The 19,806-nt window shown below is 67.6% G+C and carries 10 protein-coding genes; 6 read left to right on the top strand and 4 right to left on the bottom strand.

The features are described 5' to 3' along the window. Positions 1-115: 115 nt before the first annotated feature. From LOY37_RS15035 to LOY37_RS15020, 4 genes are read right to left on the bottom strand one after another with little or no spacing between them, the layout of a single operon-like run. The gene (locus LOY37_RS15035; protein ID WP_258715122.1) at positions 116-1,513 is read right to left on the bottom strand and encodes an isochorismate synthase; all 1,398 of its coding nucleotides are present in this window, start codon (positions 1,511-1,513) and stop codon (positions 116-118) included. Then, complete coding sequence (locus tag LOY37_RS15030) at positions 1,510-1,815, bottom strand: isochorismate lyase (protein WP_258715121.1); 306 nt, start codon at positions 1,813-1,815, stop codon at positions 1,510-1,512. Before LOY37_RS15030 ends, LOY37_RS15035 begins: the two co-directional genes overlap by 4 nt. Continuing rightward, a complete protein-coding gene (locus LOY37_RS15025; protein WP_258715120.1) occupies positions 1,815-2,603 on the bottom strand; it encodes a thioesterase II family protein in 789 nt (262 codons plus the stop codon). The genes LOY37_RS15030 and LOY37_RS15025 overlap by 1 nt, the downstream gene beginning before the upstream one ends. After that, a complete protein-coding gene (locus LOY37_RS15020; RefSeq protein ID WP_258715119.1) occupies positions 2,603-4,270 on the bottom strand; it encodes a (2,3-dihydroxybenzoyl)adenylate synthase in 1,668 nt (555 codons plus the stop codon). The genes LOY37_RS15025 and LOY37_RS15020 overlap by 1 nt, the downstream gene beginning before the upstream one ends. Positions 4,271-4,491: 221 nt before the next feature. Here LOY37_RS15020 and LOY37_RS15015 point away from each other — a divergent pair, with 221 nt between their 5' ends. The 6 genes from LOY37_RS15015 (at position 4,492) to LOY37_RS14990 (ending at position 19,727) form a co-directional block, all read left to right on the top strand. Further along, on the top strand, positions 4,492-5,385 hold the full coding sequence (locus tag LOY37_RS15015; RefSeq protein ID WP_045198130.1) for a helix-turn-helix transcriptional regulator: 894 nt from the start codon (positions 4,492-4,494) through the stop codon (positions 5,383-5,385). Between the two features lie 153 nt (positions 5,386-5,538). Then, the gene (locus LOY37_RS15010; RefSeq protein WP_258715118.1) at positions 5,539-9,861 is read left to right on the top strand and encodes an amino acid adenylation domain-containing protein; all 4,323 of its coding nucleotides are present in this window, start codon (positions 5,539-5,541) and stop codon (positions 9,859-9,861) included. Continuing rightward, positions 9,858-15,263, top strand: coding sequence for a non-ribosomal peptide synthetase (locus LOY37_RS15005; protein ID WP_258715117.1), 5,406 nt, complete (start codon positions 9,858-9,860; stop codon positions 15,261-15,263). The genes LOY37_RS15010 and LOY37_RS15005 overlap by 4 nt, the downstream gene beginning before the upstream one ends. After that, a complete protein-coding gene (locus LOY37_RS15000; protein WP_258715116.1) occupies positions 15,260-16,297 on the top strand; it encodes a Gfo/Idh/MocA family oxidoreductase in 1,038 nt (345 codons plus the stop codon). Before LOY37_RS15005 ends, LOY37_RS15000 begins: the two co-directional genes overlap by 4 nt. Continuing rightward, entirely contained in the window at positions 16,294-18,033 is a 1,740-nt protein-coding gene (locus LOY37_RS14995) for an ABC transporter ATP-binding protein (protein ID WP_258715115.1), read from the top strand. The genes LOY37_RS15000 and LOY37_RS14995 overlap by 4 nt, the downstream gene beginning before the upstream one ends. Further along, positions 18,030-19,727: an ABC transporter ATP-binding protein gene (locus LOY37_RS14990; RefSeq protein WP_258715114.1), complete on the top strand. Its 1,698-nt coding sequence runs from the start codon at positions 18,030-18,032 to the stop codon at positions 19,725-19,727. The genes LOY37_RS14995 and LOY37_RS14990 overlap by 4 nt, the downstream gene beginning before the upstream one ends. The last annotated feature ends 79 nt before the right edge of the window (positions 19,728-19,806 follow it).

Here is a 19,806-nt window from a genome sequence, read left to right as displayed (position 1 = left end):
CTCGGCCTCCTGAAGTCGCGAAGTTACGGGCGGTGCCTGTGCTGGCGTATCTACGAAATTGGATATCGGCAGAGCTTAGCGCCACGTCGAATGGATAAGCCCATCATCACCCCATTCAAGCCTGCAACGCCAACTGCATCCCCGCAAGCTTAATGCAGGTCTCCTCGTATTCACTGGCCGGGTCCGAGCAAGGCACGATGCCGCAACCGGCGAACAGACGGGCCTGCTCGCCGTTCAACAGCGCCGAGCGCAGGCCGACGATGAATTCGCCGTTGCCCTGCGCGTCCAGCCAGCCCAGGGGCGCGGCGTACCAGCCACGGTCAAAACCTTCGCAGTGGCGAATATGCGCCATGGCCTGCTGGCGCTCGTGGCCGCCGACGGCGGGTGTCGGGTGCAGGGCTTCGACCACTTGCAGCAGGCTTGTTTGCGGGCGCAGGCGACCTTCGATCACCGTACTCAGGTGCTGGACCCGACTCAGGCGTTGCACCGAAGGGGTCGCCGGTACCTGCAACTGGCTTGCCCACGGCGCCAGGCCGCTTTCGATGATCTGCACCACCAGTGCATGTTCGTGGCGGTTTTTCTCGCAGTCCAGCAGCGCCTGTGCCAGTTGCGCGTCTTGTTGCGGGTCGGGGTCGCGGCGGCTGGTGCCGGCCAGCGCCAGGGTCTGCAGGCGGCCGCCGTCGAGCTTGACCAGGCGTTCCGGCGAGGCGCCGATAAAGCAGCTTTGCTGGCGGCGAAAGGCGAACAGGTAGGCCGCCGGATCGTTGCTGGCCAGGCGCGCCAGGGTGCGTCCCGGGCTGACGGCCCGGGAAAACTCGCTGAGCACTTCGCGCGCCAGCACCACCTTTTTCATCGAGGTATCGCGTAGCGCGTCCAGGGCCTGGGCGATTTTGCTCTCCCAGCAGGCGCGCGGCAGGCTCTGGTCGCGCCGGTGCTGCGCGGGCGGCGTGACAACCGGCGCCGACAGGTAGCGATCCATCAGCCCGTGCCACTCATTGAGCACCTGCTCGCAGCGGCTTTGGGCAGTGTCCGCAGGCCCGACCAACTGCTGGCACAGCAGCCAGCAGGCGTCGGCGTCGCGTATCAGCAGCAAGGTCATCAGTCGCATCGAGGCGTCGCCAAAACCCTGCCAGGCGCTGCTGGCCTGGACCTGGTGGTCGAAGCGAAACCCCCCGCACAGCAGCGGCGGCTGCGGGCCGTGGATCACCGCGCTGCGCAGCCAGTGCTGCCACTGCTGGTCAACGCTGGCGAAACGCTGCTCGCCAGCACCGCTCAGCTCTGCAGCCACGCCCCAGCCGAACAGGCTCCTGCCGCCATCGGCGGCGCGCCAGAACACGGCCTCGGCGCAGGGCTGGTCGACCCGGCAAAACAGCTCCAGCAGGTCCACCGCATCGATCGCCAGGGCGTAACTGGCCAGCACCGGCTCAGCTTGCAGCACCGCGCGCTGGCGGGCCTGCTCGAACACCTGGGTCAGCTCGCCGAGGTGCTCTTCCAGTCGGGCCAGGGTTTTCATGCTGGCACCCTCATGCTGCGCCAGTGCACGACTTGCTGGGCGATGTACCAATGAATGATCTGGGCAAACAGGGTTTCGACAAAGTGTGCATCGAGCCCGGCGTCCTCGGCCCACTGGCGCCGTTGCGGGAGCATCTGGGCGACGCGCTCGGGCGCGGCGATGCTGTTTTCGGTCGGTTTGAAGCGGGCGGCGGCTTTGACGTAAGCCATGCGGTGGCGCATGAGTTCGATGATCTGGTGGTCCAGTGAATCGATGGCGATCCGGATGTCCGGCAGGCCTTCACAAGCGTCAGGCGATTTCATCAGAGGGCTTCCTCAAGGGCAGGTGATGTCAGCGGGCGACGGCCGAGCAGGCTGGCCGCCAGGACATCGAGCAGCGCCTGGCGCTGCTCGATGAGGTAGAAGTGCTCGCCCTGCCAGCGCTGCAGGTGCAGTGGCTGACGGCTGGCGGCTTGCCAGGCCAGGGCTTCGTCAAGGTCGATCTCCGTGTCCTGCTCGGGGTAGAACACGGTGATGCGGCTGTTGAGCGGCTGCGGCGCGGCGCGGCTGTAGGTTTCGACGATCTGGTAGTCATGGCGCAGGCTGGGCAGGAACATCTGGCACAGGGCCGGGTCTTCGAGCAGCGGGTTGGGGCGGCTCGACAGCCGCCGCACATCGTCGAGCAGGGCCTGGTCGGGGCCGCTGTGCAACTGCCCGCCACGCTGGCACTGCGGCGCCGGGTGGGCGGAGACGAACAACTGCTCGACGGCGATGGCCTGCTGCGCCAGGCGCACCGCCACTTCATAGGCGACCACCGCGCCGAGGCTGTGGCCGAACAGCGCCAGCGGCCGGTCGGCATAGCCACCCAGCGCAACGCTTGCGGCCTCGGCCAGGCTGGGCATGTCGCTCAGGCAGGCTTCGGCGAAACGGTCTTCGCGGCCCGGGTACTGGATGGCCAACAGGTCGATATCGGCGGGCAGGGCGCTGGCCCAGTCGCGGAAAAAACTCGCACTGCCGCCAGCATGGGCAAAGCACACCAGGCGCCAGCGCGGCATCGGCGTCAATCGATAGGGGCGCACCCAGCGCTCGCCCTGGGACAACAGCCCGGCCATCACGAGGCGACGCTCCCACAGTTGGCATCGAGCCAGGCCTGGCGCAGGGTTGCGCGCAGGTCCTTGCGGCTGACCTTGCCGACCCCGGTCTGCGGGAACTGCGCCACGAACTCGATGCGGTCTGGCACCTTGAACGCGGCCAGGCCCTGGCTGCGCAGGTGCTGCTTGAGGCCAAACGCCGAGGGCGCCGGATCGCGGGCGACGATAAAGGCGCAGGTGGACTCGCCCAGCACCGCGTCGGGCATCGCCACCAGCGCCGCGTCATGCACCTGGGGATGGTTGATCAGCAGGTTTTCCACTTCTTCGGCGGCGACCTTTTCGCCGCCGCGGTTGATCTGGTCCTTGTCCCGCCCCTCGACCACCAGGTAACCCTCGGCGGTGCGCCGCACGCGGTCGCCGCTGCAATAGAAACCATCAGCGGTGAAGGCCTTGGCGTTGTGTTCGGGCAGCCGGTAGTAGCCGCGAATGGTGTAGGGGCCGCGCACTTGCAGCTCGCCGACTACACCGTCGGGTACTGGCTGGCCCTGTTCGTCGACGATGCGCAACTCGTCATCGGCGCACAGTGGCCGGCCCTGGGTGTGCAGAAGCAACTCCTCGCGATCGTCCAGGCGGGTGTAGCAGAGCAGCCCCTCGGCCATGCCCAGCACTTGTTGCAAGGTGCAGCCGAGCACCGGTTTGACCCGCGCCGCAGCAGTGCTGAGCAGCTTCGCGCCGCCGACCTGGAGCAGTCGCAAGCTCGACAGATCGGCCTGGCGCTGGGCCTGGGCGTCGAGCCAGAGCATGGCCAGCGGCGGCACCAGGGCGGTGACGGTGACCCGCTCGGCGCTGATCAGGGCGAAGCAGGTGTCCGGATCGGGGCGGCGGCTGCACACCACCCGGCCACCGGCGAGTAAGGTGCCGATCACCCCGGGGCAGCAGAGGGTGAAGTTGTGCGCCATGGGCAGCGCGGCAAGGTACACGGTCTGCGCGTCGAGCCCGCAGACCGCGCTGCTGGCACGCACGTTGTAGAGATATTCGGCGTGCCGGCGCGGAATCAGCTTGGGCGTGCCGGTGGTCCCCCCCGACAACTGGAAGCACGCCACCGCCTCGGGATCGCCGGCGTCCTGCTCCATTGCTTCGCCGCCGTACAGCGTGCTGAGGGCAATGAACTCTTCGGCGTCACCGGCGATCAGCACATGCCGCAGGTGCGGGTTGGCAGTGCGCAACTGGCGCGCCATCTGCCGGCAGTCGAAACCTTCGAGCTGATCGCAGCCGATGTAGGCCTTGGCCTGGGCGAAGCTGCAGAAGCCGCCGATCTCGTGCTGACGATGAGCGGGCAGGGCCAGGATCGGCCGCGCGCCGAGGCGAAACAGGGCAAAGCACACTTCGACAAAGGCGCTGCCATTGGGCAGGTGCACCACCACGTTGTCACCGGCTTCGAGGCCAAGGGCACGCAAGCCGCCGGCCAGGCGCTGGCAGCGTTCTGCCAGGCTGGCGTAGCTCAAATGCAGGGCGCCGTCGCTGATGGCGATCGCAGCCGGGTTGCGGGCCGCGGCGGTGTCGAGGGCCTGGGCAAAGGTCTGCGCTTGCCAGTAGCCGGCCTGGCGATAGCGCCGGGCAAAGGCCGGCGGCCAGTCGGGCGCGTCGCCTACGGCATCTGGCAGGGGCGTCGAAGTGTTCAAGGACATGAAATCTCCTATTTGTAGAAATAATTGGCTACAAATGGCTTAATGAGATCTATTATCATTATCCTTCGCCGAGCGCTTCTCAACGCCAAGGCTTTCGGTGCCGCGACTTTTTCATTAGATGAAATACGCAGTGGCTTCAAACAGGGAGGTTGAGGGTTTACAAACCTCCCGTTATTTCAGGTCAGGCCCCACGTAATGGCCTCAGGAAAAGGGAAAACCCAATGACTATTACGATCATCGCCCCCACTCACCCAGAGAAGCAGGCCGAACCCAAGGGCAACCAGCCCGGGACGGTCTACCTGGAACCGCACATGACCCTGGTTACCGGCACCCTCTGGTCCGAGAGCGAGGCCTGGGTCGAAGACCCGCTGGAGCGCGGTCTGAAGCTGATCCTGGTGCAGAGCGGCGAGTTGTCCTGCCGGATTCCGGGGCACGCCGAGCAATCGATCCGCGGCCCGAGCCTGTGCACCATCGTCAATGACGGCGAGTTCACCTCGTCGCAGATCTACGGCACCTCGACGCCGTTGCGCTACACCATCGTCCAGCTCGACCTGGAGTCGCTCGACCGCCACCTGGGCATGGCCCCGCGCAAGCTGCTGGCGGCCAGGGGCGGCGACCCCTACATGATGGTGCGCCCGGCGCCGCGGGCAATGCAGGCCCTGGCCACGCAGATCGCCACCTGCCCGATGCAGGGCCCGAGCCGCTCGCTGTACCTGGGTGGCAAGGCCCTCGAGCTGACCGCGCTCAGTGCCCAGTTTTTACTGGATGAACGCGCCCAGCCAGAGCAGAAACTGCGCATCACCGCCTCGGATGTCGAGCGCGTGCACGCCGCCCGTGACCTGCTGGTGCGCTCGCTGCTCGAGCCGCCGAGCCTCAATGCCCTGGCCGCCCATGTCGGCATGAGCCCGCGCAAGCTCACCGCAGGCTTTCGCAAAGTGTTTGGCACCAGTGTGTTCGGCTACCTGCACGAGCATCGCCTGAGCGAAGCGCACCGCATGCTCAGCGATGAAGAGAGCAACGTTTCGACCGTCGCCTATGGCGTGGGCTACAGCCCGGCGCATTTTTCCATTGCCTTTCGCAAACGCTACGGCGTATCGCCCAGCGAGATCCGCTGACGCGCGCTGACTCTGAATCGAATAAAAAGGCCTGTGCATCTAAAGCCTTGAGCGCTTCCTGAAAACCCGCCTGCGATAAAGTCTCATTTGATAATGGCTTGCATCTTGGTGAGCCACGCAGACTTTATTCTTACGGGCTACAGGAAGCTTTTCATGCGCGAGCTGACAACAGCAGACACCCCCTCGGCCAACCCGTTGCGCCTCTGGCTGATCGAACACCTCGCCCAGTTGCTGGGCGCCTCGGTGGCTGAAATCGACAGCCTGGGCGACGAGCAGAACCTGCTCGGCTGCGGGCTTGATTCGATCCGCCTGATGTACCTGCAAGAGCGCCTGCGCAGCCACGGCCTGCAGGTCGAGTTTGCCCAACTGAGCGCTGAACCGAGCCTGGCCGCCTGGCTGGCGCTGCTGCACGGGCAAACCTTGCAACCTGCGCTGGCGCCTGGCGTTGCACCGGTATCAGCTGGCGAGCAGCGCTTCGAGCTCAGCGCCGTGCAACAGGCCTACTGGCTGGGCCGGGGCGCCGCCGAAGTGCTGGGTAATATCAGTTGTCATGCCTGGCTTGAGTTCGATTGCCAGGGCATCGACCCGCAGCGCCTTGAAGCGGCGGTGAACCTGGTGCAAGCCCGCCACCCGATGCTGCGGGCGAGTTTCAACGACGGCTGCCAACGTATCCTGGCGGCGCCGACTACGCCGGTGTTCGACCATCAGGACTGGCGCCAGGATTCACCCCATGGCGCGCAGCAGGCCTGGGCTGAACTGCGCCGCTGGCGCTCGCACCAGTGCCTGGCGGTGGAGGCGGGGCAGGTGATGCTGGTGGGCCTGGTGCAACTGCCGGGTGGCCGCGACCGGGTCTGGCTGAGTGTCGACCTGCTGGCCGCCGACGTAGAAAGCCTGCGCCTGCTGATGGCCGAACTGGGCCAGGCTTACCAAACGCCGGCGTTGCTGCCGGCGCCGCCGGCCCTGCACTTTGCCGACTACCTGAGCCGCCGCCAGCAACGGCGCGCCGAGGCTTACGGCCGCGACCGCGAGTACTGGTGCCAGCGCCTGGCGCAATTGCCCGATGGCCCGGCGCTGGCGCTGGCCTGCGCCCCTGAGTCAATCCGCGAACCGCGTTTCAGTCGCCAGGCGTTTGTCTTAAGCGCCGCTGAAGCCGAGCGTTTGCAGCGCCAGGCCAGCGACCATGGCCTGACCTTGTCCTGCGTGTTCGCCACTGCCTTCAACGCAGTGCTGGCGCGCTGGAGCGGGCAGTCGAAGTTCTTGCTCAACGTGCCGTTGTTCGACCGCCATGATGACCATCCGGACATCGATCGGGCGATCGCCGACTTCACCACCTTGCTGCTGGTGGAATGCCAGGACGCGCCGCAGTTGCCCTTCGCCGAGGCGGTACGCGAGTTTCAGCGCAGCCTGCACGGCGCCATCGACCGTTCGGCCTTTGCGGCCCTGGAAGTGTTGCGCGAAGGCCGTCGCCAGGGCCATCCGCGCTCAGCGCCGGTGGTGTTTTCCAGCAACCTCAACGAGACGGGGTTTGTTCCGGCAAGCTTTCGCCAGGTGTTTGGCGACCTCGACGACATGCTTTCGCAAACCCCGCAGGTATGGCTCGATCACCAGCTGTACCGGGTTGACGACGGCCTGTTGCTGGCCTGGGACAGCATCAGCGAACTGTTCGCCGAGGGTGTGCTGGCGGCGATGTTCCAGGCCTACATCGAATTGCTGCAGCGCCTTGCCGACAGTGACTGGAGCCTGCCGCAACCGGTGCTCCTGCCGCTGGCGCAACAGGCCCGGCGCGAGCGCCAGAACAGCGTACCGGCGCTGGCCCCGGGGCGCGGCCTGCTGGACGACTTTTTCCGCCACGCCAGCCAGCGCCCGGATGACCTGGCGCTGATCTGTGGCGCCCAGCGTTGCAGCTACGGCGAGCTGGCCACGCGCGCGCTGCGGGTGGCTGCCGGTTTGCTGGAGGCCGGCATGCGCCAGGGCGAGGCGGTGGAAGTCTGCCTGCCGCGCGGGCTCGGGCAGATCGTTGCGGTGTTCGGCGTGCTCGCAGCAGGCGGCTGCTATGTACCGGTCGACACTGCGCAACCGCCGGCGCGCCGTAGCCTGATCGAATCGGCGGCGGGCATCAGCCTGGTGATTGCCGAGCAAGCACCAACGCCCACGGCGCATAGCCCGTCATTGCGCTGGCTCAACCTGGCGCAGCTGGAACAGTGCGCAGCATTGGCAGCGCCGCGGGCGGTGGCGGCGCAGGCCAGTGCCTATGTGATCTACACCTCCGGCTCCACCGGCGTGCCCAAGGGCGTCGAGGTCAGCCATGGCGCGGCGATCAATACCATCGACGCGCTGCAGGCCGAACTTGGCATCGACCGCGACGACTGCCTGCTGGCAGTGTCGGCGCTGGATTTCGACCTGTCGGTGTTCGACCTGTTCGGGGTGCTGGGGCAGGGCGCGCGCCTGGTGTTGCTGGAGCCCGAAGAAACCCGCGATGCGGCGCGCTGGGCGCAATTGATTGCCGAGCACCGGGTGAGCCTGTGGAACTCGGCGCCGGCGTTGCTGGAAATGGCCCTGGGCATTGCCGCCAGCGACTGCCACTACCAGAGCCTGCGGGCGGTGTTGCTGTCCGGCGACTGGATCGCCCTGGACCTTGCCGCGCGACTGCGCCGGCATGCCACGGCGCAGTGCCGGGTGTATGGCCTGGGCGGGGCCACCGAGGCCGGAATCTGGTCGAACCTGCACAGCATCGACGAGGTGTCGGGTCATTGGACCTCGATCCCCTATGGCAAACCTCTGGCCGGCCAGGCCTATCGGGTGGTCGACGACAGCGGCCGCGATGTGCCCGAGCAGGTGGTCGGGCAATTGCTGATCGGCGGCGCCAGCCTTGCCCGTGGCTATCGCAACGACCCGCAATTGACTGCCCAGCGTTTTCGCAGCGACGAGCGCGGGCGTTGGTACCACACCGGCGATCGCGGGCGTTTCTGGGGCGACGGCACCATTGAGTTTCTCGGCCGTATCGACCAGCAGGTCAAGGTGCGTGGGCAACGCATCGAACTGGGCGAGATCGAGGCGGCGCTGAGTGCCCATCCTTTGATCGACAACGCCTGCGCGGCGGTGCTGCCAGGCACGGTGGCCAGCCTTGGCGCGGTGCTGGTGAGCAGCCCGGCGCCGGTGACTGTGGCCACGGATGCCCTGCAAGGCGGCTCAATGCTGGACGACACCCTGCAAGCTGAAGCACGGGTTAGCGCCGAGCTGCTGCAACGCCTGCTCAATGGCCAAGCGTTGCCGGCGCCGGCGCTGCTGGACACCTGGCGCCAGTGGTTGGGCGAACACCCCAGCCAAGCCATGAGCCTCGGTGATGCCCTGGCGCAACTGGGCTGGCGCGAGGCCGACCTGCAGGCCATGGTCGCTTCGCTGCAGTCGCTGTTGGCGGTCGAGGGTGGCGCTGCCCAGGTGCTGTTCGATCCGCTGCTGGCACCCCAGGCCATGGCCCTTAACCTGCCGGCCGGGCGCCAGTTGCTCGATGCCATGAGCCAGGCGCTGCAGCAGCAGTGCCGCGCCCAGGCCGGGCCGTTGAGGGTCGCGGTGCTGGACGTGCGCGGTGGCCAGTTGCTGGATCAATGGCTCGACCACCTCGGCCAGCGCGAGCTGCAACTGACCCTGTTCGAGACCAGCCCCGGGCTGTTGGCCGCCAGCGCCGGCAAGCGCCCGGGCGTTGCCAGCCAACTGCTGGTGGATGGCCTGCTGCCCATCGAGCAGTGCGCGCAGTACGACCTGGTGATCAGCTTCGCCGCCTTGCACAGCTATGCGCAGCCGGCTGACTGCCTGAACCTGGCCCAGGCGCTGCTCAAGCCGGGCGGGCGCCTGCTGCTCGCCGAGCTGTTGCGTGACTCGCCGCTGAGGCTGGTCAGCGCAGCACTGCTCGACAGCCGCAGGCCAGTGCTGCCTGACCCTGCGCAGATCGCCCAGTTGCTTGGCCGCAGTGGCTTTGCCGAGCTGCACAGCCTGTGGCAGAACCCGGCGATGCTGTTGCTCAGCGCCACCGCCACGGCCGATGCCCTGAGCGCCGACAGTCTGCAGCACTGGCTGCAACAACGCCTGCCGCAAGCGATGCGCCCCGAACACCTCTGGTGCCTGCCGCGCCTGGAGCTCAACGCCAACGGCAAGATCGACCGCAAGCGCCTGCAAGCCTGCATGACGCAAGCGTTGCAGCGCCAACAACCGGCCAGCGGCGAGGAGGGCGAGCTCAATCCTGCGCTGCAACCCCTGGCCGGGTGCTGGGAGGCGGTGCTGGGACGCCCGGTGCGCAGCGCCCAGGGCAGTTTTTTCAGCCTCGGCGGCGACAGCCTGCTGGCGACCCGGCTGCTGGCCAGCGTGCGCGAGCAACTGGGCGTGAGCCTGCGCATGAGTGACTTCTACCTGCAGCCAACCTTGGCCGGCATGGCCGCGCTGCTGGCCAGCAGTGCCGCAGTAGAGGAGGGCGTGCTATGAGCCTGAATGACCTTTTGCACATCTGCCGTGAGCGCCAGATCGAACTCTGGGCTACTGAAGGCCAGTTGCATTTTCGTGCGCCGCAAGGGGCGCTGGACCCGGCCCTGGCCGAACGTATCCGCGCCCAGCGCGAGGCGTTGATGGACCATCTGTTGCCACGTTCGCAATGGCGCTCGCAACCCGATCAGGCGCTGCAACCTTTTGCCCTGAGCGCGGTGCAGGGCGCCTACGTGCTGGGGCGCAATCCGGCCTTCGACTATGGCGGCAATGCCTGCCACCTGTATGTTGAATACCCCTGGCCGGCCACTGTCGACAGCGAGCAACTGAACCAGGCCTGGAACGCCCTGGTGCAGCGCCACCCGATGCTGCGCGCGGTGGTGCAGGACAACAGCCGTCAGTGCGTGCAGGCCCAGGTGCCTTGGCAATGCCTGCCTTTGCATGACCTGCGCCAGGCCTCGGCGCAAGCCTTCGATGCACACCTGCAGCAGGTACGCGAGCGCCTCGATCATGCCTGCCATGCCCTCGACCAGTGGCCGGTCCTGCTGCCGGAACTGAGCCTGGGCGCCGATCGCGCGGTTCTGCATTGCTCGGTGGATTTCACCCTCATCGACTACGCCAGCTTGCAACTGCTGCTGGTAGAGCTGAGCCAGCGCTACCTGGAGCCAAACCGGCACTGGCCGGTGCTGGAGGCGACCTTTCGCGACTACCTGCAGCATGAACAACAGAGCCGTGAAAGCGCCGCCTGGCAGAGCGACAAGGCCTGGTGGCTGGCGCGCCTGGAGAGCCTGCCCGGGCGTCCGGACCTGCCCTTGAGCGATGACGCCGGGATCACCTCGCGGCGCTTTCAGCACCACCATGCCAGCTTGAGCGTGGCCCAGTGGAATGCGCTCTGCGCCCTGGCCAGCGCCCAGGGTTTGAGTGCGGCGGGGGTGACCCTGGCGGCGTTCGCCGAGGTCATCGGGCGCTGGAGCCAGAGCGCTGACTTTTGCCTCAACCTCACTGTCCTCAACCGCCCGGACCTGCACCCGCAACTGGGCCAGGTGCTGGGCGACTTCACCGCTTTGAGCCTGTTGCAGGTCAATGGCGCCAGTGGCGCCAACTTCGTCCAGCGGGCACGGCGCATCGGCGCGCAGCTGTTCGACGACCTCGACCACAGCCGCTTTACCGGGGTCGAGGTGTTGCGCGAACTGGCACGGGTCCAGGGCCGTGGCGCCGACCTCATGCCGGTGGTGTTCACCAGCGGCATCGGCAGCGTCGAGCGCCTGCTGGGGGATAGCGGGCGCTTGTTGCAGCCGCCAAGCTACATGATCAGCCAGACCCCCCAGGTGTGGATCGATTGCCAGGTCAGCGACCAGTACGGCGGTTTGCAGATCGGCTGGGACGTGCGCGTCGGCGTCCTGCCGGACGGCATGGCGGCGCAGATGTTCGAGGCCTATGTCGCGTTGCTGCAGCGCCTGTCTGCGGATGCACAGCTTTGGCAGCAGCGCGGCGATATCGTCCTGGCGCAGCAGCGGGTCGCGCATCTGTCGGCGGTTAAAGCCGAGGACCGCAACATCGCCAGCGGCTTTGCCGGTCAGGCGTTGCGCAGCCCGGATGCGCCGGTGATCAGCGATCGCGACGGCGTTTACAGCTATCGCCAGGTCGCCCGGCACGCCGACGCCGTGCGCGCGGCGCTGGAGGCCCTTGATGTTGCCCCCGGGGCGCGGGTGGCGGTGATGCTGCCCAAGAGCGCCTGGCAACTGATGGCCGTGCTCGGCATCAACCAGATGGGCGCAGCCTATGTGCCCATCGACATCCGCCAACCGGCTCTGCGCCGCGAAGCCATTTTGCGCGATGGCGGAATTGCTGCGCTCATCTGCCTGGAAACCGAAGCCTTGCCTGCAGGCCTTGCGCTGCCGCGCATTGCCATCGACAGCCTCACGGCCGCAAGCCACTGGCCGCCGCGCGAACCGCTGGCGGTGCAGGCTGGCGACCTGGCCTACATCATCTACACATCCGGCTCCACCGGCACGCCCAAGGGCGTGATGCTCAGCCATGGCGCGGTGGTCAACACCCTCGACGACATCAACCAGCGCTACGGCGTCAATGCCCGGGACCGGGTGCTGGGGCTGGCGGAGCTGAGTTTCGACCTGTCGGTGTACGACTTTTTCGGCGCAACGGCTGTGGGCGCGCAGGTGGTACTGCCAGACCCCGAGCGTGGCGCCGATCCTTCGCACTGGGCGCAACTGATGGCCGAGTACGGTGTGACCCTGTGGAACTCGGTGCCGGCCCAGGGGCAGATGCTGATCGATTACCTTGAAAGCGAACCGGCAGCCATTCCCGGGCCGCGTTGCGTGATGTGGTCTGGCGACTGGATTCCCACCACCTTGCCAACCCGCTGGTGGCAGCGCTGGCCCGACAGCCAGCTGTTCAGCCTCGGCGGTGCGACCGAGGCGGCGATCTGGTCGGTGGAGCACCCGATTCGCCCCGCCGACACGGCCTTGCCGAGCATCCCCTACGGCCTCGCCCTCAACGGCCAGACCCTGGAAGTGCTCGACAGCCTCGGCAGGCAATGCCCGCCGGGGGTACGCGGCGAGATTCATATCGGCGGCCTGGGCCTGGCATTGGGCTACGCCGAAGACCCGCAACGTACCGCCGAGCGCTTCATCACCCATGCCAGCGGCCGGCGCTTGTACCGCACCGGCGACCTCGGCCGCTACCTGGACGAGGACGGCCTGATCGAGTTCCTCGGGCGCCAGGACGATCAGGTGAAAATCCGCGGCCATCGCATCGAGCTTGCGGAGATCGACGCTGCCTGGCTCGCTCATCCACAGATCGCCGCCAGCACCACGGTACTGGTGGGCGAGCGTCACGAGCGTTCGCTGTGCAGCTTTGTCACTGCACAAACTTCGGCTAACGATCCACAACGGGTTGGCGAGGAATTGGCCGAGGTTATGGCCAAGGCGCGTGACACCCTGGAACAGGCCGATTTCGGCCCGCGTGAAGAAATTCACGCCGCCCTGGCGGCGCTGGACCGGGCGGCCGATGCCTCGCTGCTGCACTGGCTGGCCAGCAGCGGTCTGCTCGCAGCGGGCGAGGAGGTGGCCTTTGCCCCGCTGTGCCAGGCGCTCAAGCTTGAGGCCGGTCAGCAGCGGCTGCTGCAGCATTGGCTGATGCTGTTGACCGACAGCGGCTATCTGCAACGTGGCGGCGCTGGCTGGCGCTGCCTGGTAGACCCCGGCGCGTTCGATCAGGCCCAGGCCTGGGCGCGTTTCGCCCAATTGGCCCCGGCGCCGTTGTGGCCGGTGGAACTGGTCGACTACCTGCGCGGCAGCGCCATGCGCCTGGCCGAGCAGCTGGATGGCCGGCTGAGCCCGGCCAGCCTGATGTTCCCCGAGGGCTCGGCGCATATTGCCGAGGCCATGTACAGCCGTGGCCTGCATGCCCAGGTGCTGCACCAGGCCATGGCCGAGGCGGTCAGGGCGATTGTTGCCCGTGAAGGCCAGCGCAACTGGCGCATTCTTGAAGTCGGCGCCGGCACCGCTGCCGCCAGTGCCTCGGTCATTGCCGCGCTGGCGCCTTTGGCGGCAGCCGGGGTGCAGATCGACTACCTGTTCTCGGATGTCTCCAGCTACTTCCTCAATGCTGCCCGGGAGCGCTTTGCCGAGTACCCGTGGGTGCGCTTCATGCATTTCGACATGAACAAACCCGCCTGCGAGCAGGGCCTGCAGCCAGGCTCGGTGGACCTGCTGCTCAGTTCCGGGGCCTTGAACAATGCCCTTGACACCCCGTGCTTGCTGGCCGGCCTGCGCCAGCTGTTGCAGGCCGATGCCTGGCTGGTGATCCAGGAGCTGACCCGCGAGCACCGGGAAATCAGCATCAGCCAGAGCCTGATGATGGAAACGCCGCAAGACCTGCGGGCGAGCACCGGGCAATTGTTCGTGCACCGCCAGCAGTGGCTGGACTGGCTCAACGCTCAGGCCGGCGACCATGCCCAGGCCCTGGGGTCAGCGGACAGCGTATTGTCGTTGCTGGGCTATGACCTGCTGGTGGCACGGATGAAAACCGACCGCCCCGTGCTCGCCAGCAACGACCTGCTGGCGTTTATCGCCGAGCGTGTGCCGCGCTACATGGTGCCGGCCCAGGTGCGGGTGCTGGACGCGCTGCCGGTCACCGCCAACGGCAAGATCGACCGCCGCGCCCTGACCCATCAGGCCCAGCAGCGCCAGCTGGAGCCGGTGCGCCAGGTGCGCAGCGAGGTCAGCGATGAGTTGGTCCAGCGCCTGATCGGGCACTGGCAGCGGGTGCTCGACTGCACCGAGCTGTCGGCCGATCAGGACTTCTTCGCCGCCGGTGGCGACTCGCTGCTGATCGCCCAGTTGATCGCCGGCCTGCGCGAGCAGGAAGCGCTGGCCCGTGCACACCCCTTCGATCGCCTGTTGCGCTGGGCCCTCAGCCAGCCGACCCCGGCCGGCCTGGCCCAGCGTTTGCGTAGTGAGTCAGGGGCTGAGGCGCCGGCCGCTGAACAGCCGGCAACGCCTGTTTTGCAAGCCACCCGCGCGCCGCTGGCCGGGCGCGTACGGGTCGACGCCTTGAGCGAGCTGGCCGCAGGCGAGGGCATCGCCCGGGTGCTGGTGCATGAAGGCCTCGGCACGCTGTTGCCGTATCGCCGGCTGATTGCCGAGCTTGCCGGCAGCGGCCCGCTGCTGGGGCTGGCGGTACACGACAGCGAGGCCTACCTGCGCCTGGCGCCGCAGCATGTCAATGCCACCCTCGGCAAGCGTTATGCCCAGGCTCTGTGGGACAGCGGCCGGCGCAGCTTCGATCTGCTGGGCTACTGCTCCGGCGGGCTGGTGACCCTGGAACTGGCCAAGGCGCTGCTGCAACTGGGCGCCGAGGTGCGCCGGGTGGACATTGTCTCCAGCTACCGCATCCCGTATCGGCTGGATGACGAGTTGCTGATCCTCTACAGCTTTGCCGCCACCCTCGGCCTGGACCCGCAGGCGCTCGGCTTGCCGTCGGCCGAGCAGTTGCAGGCGGCCCTGGCGCCGCTGCTGCAGGCATCCGTGCAACACCTGCCGGCGGGCAGCTTGAGCGCAGCCTTGCCGGCCTTCGACGTTGCCCAGCTCAAGGCCCGGGTGCTGAGCGCCGCCAGCGGCATCGCCGATGAACAGCTGTACCGGGTGTTTGCCCATTCGGTACGGGCCAGCCACTACAGCGACAGTGCGCCGTACATCGGTGCCGTGCGCCTGTTCGTGCCCAGTGTCGGCAACCCCTTGATCGCCAATCACCAGGCCAGCCTGCAGGCCTGGTGGCAGGCCGCGTCGCTGGCGCCGCTCAGTGTGCAGACCCTGCGCGGCAATCACTTCGATTGCCTGAACGCCGGGCTCAGTCGTTACTTGCTGGAGGAACAGCGCCCATGAACACTCCCGTCAAAACCCTGGTAGTGGGTTCCCGATTCGGCCAGTTCTACGCCGCCGGTGTCGCCGCTGCCGAGCACCTGCAACTGGTCGGCGTGCTGGGCCAGGGCAGTCGCCGTTCACAGGCCCTGGCCCGGCATCTTCGTGTACCGTGTTTCGCGGCCCTCGAACAGCTGCCCGACGACACCCGCCTGGCCTGCGTGGCGGTGGGCGGCGCGGCGCGCGGCGAGCAGGGCCCGGCCCTGGCGCAAGCGTTGATGGCGCGCGGTATCGATGTGTTGATCGAACACCCGCTGTTGCCTCAGGAGCTGCACGAGCTGTTGCGCTGCGCGGCACGCTTGCAGCGCCGTTGCCTGCTCAACAGTTTTTACCCGCAGTTGCCGTGGGTGGCGCGCTTCATCGAGCTGGGCCGGCAGTTGCATCGTCAGCAGGGCATCCGCCATATCGAGGCCAGTTGTGCGGTGCAGGTCAGCTTCGCCACCCTCGACATCCTGGCGGCGTTGTTGGAGTCGGTGGGGCCGTGGTCGCTGGACAACCTGGCACCGGCGCTGTCGCCGTGGCGCGATGTCAGCCTGGTGATGGCCGAGGTGCCGGTGGCGTTACGGGTGCTCAATGAACTGGCGGCGGCCGATGACGGGCGCATGCAGATGCTCCAGCGCATCAGCCTGGCTACCGACAGCGGCACCTTGCTGCTGGCCTCACCGCACGGGCCGCTGCTGTGGATGCCAGCGGTGCGCGCGCCGCGCGAGGACGAGGACGGCTTGTTTGTGCTGAGCGGCGGCGCCTTGCCGTGTGCCGAAGTGCTGATGGACGCCGCCACGGACTGGGGCCAGGTCTATCGGCAGGTCTGGCCACAGGCTGCGGCCAGGGCCTTGGAGCCGTTGCTCGACGGTGCAGGGCTGGTGCGCCGGCAACAGTGCAGCCTGGAGGTGGTCGCGCTGTGGCAGCAGGTGACGGCCGCCCTGGGCTTTCCACAGACACCCGCCCAGGCCTTGCCGGCGGCCACCTTGGCGCAGGCGCTGGAGGGGTGCCAATGAACCTGCTGGGGCCTGAACTGCAGGCACTGCTACGGCCGTTCCGGGCGCGCTTGTGGCTGGCGGTGGCGGTACAGGCCATCGCCGGGGTCAATTCGCTGCTGCCGCTGATTGCCCTGGCGCACCTGGCCGACAGCCTGCAACAGGCGCCGCCGCTGGCGCCCGGGGTGATGAACTGGGTGCTGCTGGCGGTGCTCGGCTCGGCCCTGTGGCTGTGTGGCCAGACCCTGGCCCTGCACCTCACCCACGGTGTCGATGCCGACCTGTGCGAGCGTTTGCGCGTGCGCCTGGCCGAGCATCTGCAACGCTTGCCGCTGGGCTGGTTCGCCCGGCTCGGGCCCGAGGGCGTGACCCGCTATGCCGAGCAGGACGTACGTGCATTGCACCAGTTGGTCGGTCATGCGCCGACCGATCTGGTCAACCTGCTGCTGATCCCCCTGGCCACCTTCGGCTACCTGCTGTGGAGCGACAGCGCCCTGGCGCTGTGGTGCCTGCTGCCATTGGCACTGGGGGTGCTGGGGTACTGGCGGCTGGGCTCGGCGCACTACCGCGAAGATGTCGAGCAGCGCAATGCGGCGGTGCAGCAGTTGTTCAGCGACTACAGCCAGTTCGCCGCCAACTTGCGCCTGGTGCGCCAGTTCCCGGGGGCCGGCGTGCAGCGCAGCCTGCAACAGGCGGTGCAGCGCTTTGATCAGAGTTTCAGCCACTGGGTGAGCCGCGCCGGTCAACTGGCGGCGTTGGTCCAGGTGCTGCTCAGTGCGCCCTGGCTGCTGGCCTGGGTGGTGCTTGGCGCGTTGCTGCCGGGGCTGACCGAGGTGGGCGCGGCGCAGTTGTGCGCCTTTCTGTTGCTGGTCCGGGCCATGGCCGCGCCGGTGCTGGCCATGGGGCACGGCCTCGATGCCCTCAATAGCGCGCGGGTCAGTGCGCAGCGCTTGCAGGCAGTGTTGAGCACGCCGCCGCTGGCCGAGCCCGACGCGCCGCAAGCGCCCAGGGACGCCAGCGTGGAAATGCGCGAGGTGTCCTTCGCCCATGGCGAGGTGCCGGTATTGTCAGCGATCAACCTGCGCCTGGAGCCGGGCACCACCACGGCCCTGGTGGGGCCGTCGGGGGCGGGCAAAAGTACCCTGGCCGGCTTGATTGCGCGGTTCATGGACGTCGACAGCGGCCAGGTGCTGGTCGGCGGGGTGGATGTTCGGCAGATCGCCAGCGCGCAACTGCAACGGCATCTGGCGCTGGTGTTCCAGCACGCCGGAGTGCTGCGCCTGTCGCTGGCGCAGAACATCGCCCTGTACCAGCCCGACGCCAGCCTCGAGCAGATTCGCGAGGCTGCACGGGCGGCCTGCCTCGACAGCCGGATCATGGCGCTGGCCAAGGGCTACGCGAGCATAGCCGGTGACGATGTGCAGCTATCGGGCGGCGAGCTGCAACGCCTGGCCATTGCCCGGGCGCTGCTTTCGAGTGCGCCGATCATGCTCCTCGACGAGCCGACCTCGGCCACCGATCCGCACACCGAGCGGGCCTTGCGCATGGCCCTGCACGAGGGCGCGGCCGGGCGTACGCGGTTGATCGTTGCCCACCGCTTGCAGAGCATCTGCCATGCCGAGCAGATCCTGGTGTTGAACCAGGGCCGGATCGTTCAGCGTGGCAGTCATCAGCAGTTGCTGGCCATGGACGGCCTTTACCGTCAGTTGTGGCGTGAACAAATGTCCGATGCCGAGCAAATGGAGCCTGTGTCATGAGTGTTTTTTCGTCCTTGCGCCAGTTGCCGCAGCGCACCTGGCAAGCCCTGCGCGCGGCGCTGATATGGATGGTGCTGGCCGCGGTGCTTGATGGTCTGGCGGGGCTGGCACTGGTGCCGCTGGTGCTGGCCTGGTTCGACCGCGCAGGCGCCGATGTGCTGCAGCCGGTGGGGCTGCTGCTGGGCCTGACGCTGCTGCAGGCCCTGGTCAGTTACATCGCCCAGCGGCGTGGTTACCTCGCCGGGGCAGGGCTGGCAGCGGGGCTGGTGTCGCGCTTGCTGGAGCATTTGCCACGGCTGGCGCGGGGCCGCCAGCGCCATCTCGACGACCTGGTGCGCGGGCCGGTGTTCAGCAGCATGAGTATCCCGGCGCACCTGTTGGCGCCGTTGATTACCGCGTTGGTGACGCCAACGGTGGTGGTCCTTGGCCTGTTCGCCCTGGCGCCATCCGTGGCGCTGGCGCTGGCCGTGGCCTACCTGCCGTTGTTCGGCCTGCTGCGCTGGGCCGGGCGCCGCAGCCTGGACCTTGAGCAACAGCGCCAGGCGGTTGATCGGCATGCCGGGCAACTGCTGCAAACTTTCGCCGAACAACAGGCGCTGATGCGTAGCAGCGCCGTTGCCAGCCAGGGCCAGGTGGCCCTGCGCGAGGCCCTGCAGCAGCAACATCAGGCGACCCGTTCGCTCAACCGCCAGGCATTGCCCGCCAGCCTGGGCTTTGCCAGCGCAGTGCAACTGGTGTTTTCGGCGCTGCTGGTCGGCGGCGTGCTGGCGGTCGCCGCCGGGCATTTGCCGGGGGCGCTGCTGGTGGCGGTGCTGGTATTGCTGGTGCGCTTTGTCGAGCCGCTGTCACAACTGGCGCAACTGGACCAGGCCCTGCGCATGGCCTGGCAGGCCTTGGCACAGGTGCTGGGGGTATTGGCGCAACCGATCCTGCACAGCCCGCAACCCGGCTTGCAACCCCTGGACGCCAGCCTGCAGGGCCAGGGCCTGAGCAGCTACGGCGAACATGGCGAGCACCTGCTCAAGGACCTCGACCTGTACTGCGCGTCTGGTACCTTCACGGCCCTTGTCGGGCCGTCGGGCGCCGGTAAAAGCACGCTGCTGGCGTTGCTGGGGCGGGGCATGGATGCCCAGGCCGGCGAAGTGCGTCTGGGCCAGATGGACATCCGTCAGTTGAGCGAGCAAACCCTTGCCGCGCACTTGACCCAGGTGTTCCAGGACAGCGGCCTGTTCGCCGGCAGCCTGCTGTGGAATGTCAGCATGGCGCGGCCACAGGCGACAGCTGCGCAATTGCAGCAGGCCGCTGAAGCGGCGGCGCTGGATGAGGTGATCGCCAGCCTGGCCGAGGGCTGGCACAGCGAGGTAGGCCCAGGCGGCGCCTTGCTCTCCGGTGGCCAGCGCCAGCGCGTGGGGCTGGCGCGGGCGCTGCTGTCGCCGGCGCCGATCCTGTTGCTCGACGAGCCCACTGCCAGCCTCGATGCGCGCAGCGAGGCGCGGGTCAATCGCAGCCTGCGGGCATTGCGCGGCCGGCGCACGCTGGTGCTGGTGTCGCACAACCCGGCGCTGGTGCGCGACGCCGATCAGATCCTGGTGCTGGAGGCCGGGCGCCTGAGCGGCAGCGGCAGTCATGAGCAACTGCTGGCCACCCACCCGTGGTATGCGCAGTTCGTCGAGCAGCACGGTGTCGTCGATTGAATGCACCGGTGCCGGGCATCAATTGAAAAAGTCCCTAAATCGAAAAGTTCGCCCACTCGTTTGAAGGATACTAATGAGA

The sequence above is a fragment of the Pseudomonas sp. B21-012 genome (assembly GCF_024749305.1).
Classification (GTDB): Bacteria; Pseudomonadota; Gammaproteobacteria; order Pseudomonadales; family Pseudomonadaceae; genus Aquipseudomonas.
Note: the sequence above shows the minus strand (reverse complement) of the source record. Positions and strands in the feature narration are given on the sequence as shown.

Bases quoted from the DNA above. Each gene is read 5' to 3' on its own strand.
- LOY37_RS15035 (WP_258715122.1), bottom strand. From the start codon at position 1,513: ATGAAAACCCTGGCCCGACTGGAAGAGCACCTCGGCGAGCTGACCCAG.
- LOY37_RS15030 (WP_258715121.1), bottom strand. From the start codon at position 1,815: ATGAAATCGCCTGACGCTTGTGAAGGCCTGCCGGACATCCGGATCGCC.
- LOY37_RS15025 (WP_258715120.1), bottom strand. From the start codon at position 2,603: ATGGCCGGGCTGTTGTCCCAGGGCGAGCGCTGGGTGCGCCCCTATCGA.
- LOY37_RS15020 (WP_258715119.1), bottom strand. From the start codon at position 4,270: ATGTCCTTGAACACTTCGACGCCCCTGCCAGATGCCGTAGGCGACGCG.
- LOY37_RS15015 (WP_045198130.1), top strand. From the start codon at position 4,492: ATGACTATTACGATCATCGCCCCCACTCACCCAGAGAAGCAGGCCGAA.
- LOY37_RS15010 (WP_258715118.1), top strand. From the start codon at position 5,539: ATGCGCGAGCTGACAACAGCAGACACCCCCTCGGCCAACCCGTTGCGC.
- LOY37_RS15005 (WP_258715117.1), top strand. From the start codon at position 9,858: ATGAGCCTGAATGACCTTTTGCACATCTGCCGTGAGCGCCAGATCGAA.
- LOY37_RS15000 (WP_258715116.1), top strand. From the start codon at position 15,260: ATGAACACTCCCGTCAAAACCCTGGTAGTGGGTTCCCGATTCGGCCAG.
- LOY37_RS14995 (WP_258715115.1), top strand. From the start codon at position 16,294: ATGAACCTGCTGGGGCCTGAACTGCAGGCACTGCTACGGCCGTTCCGG.
- LOY37_RS14990 (WP_258715114.1), top strand. From the start codon at position 18,030: ATGAGTGTTTTTTCGTCCTTGCGCCAGTTGCCGCAGCGCACCTGGCAA.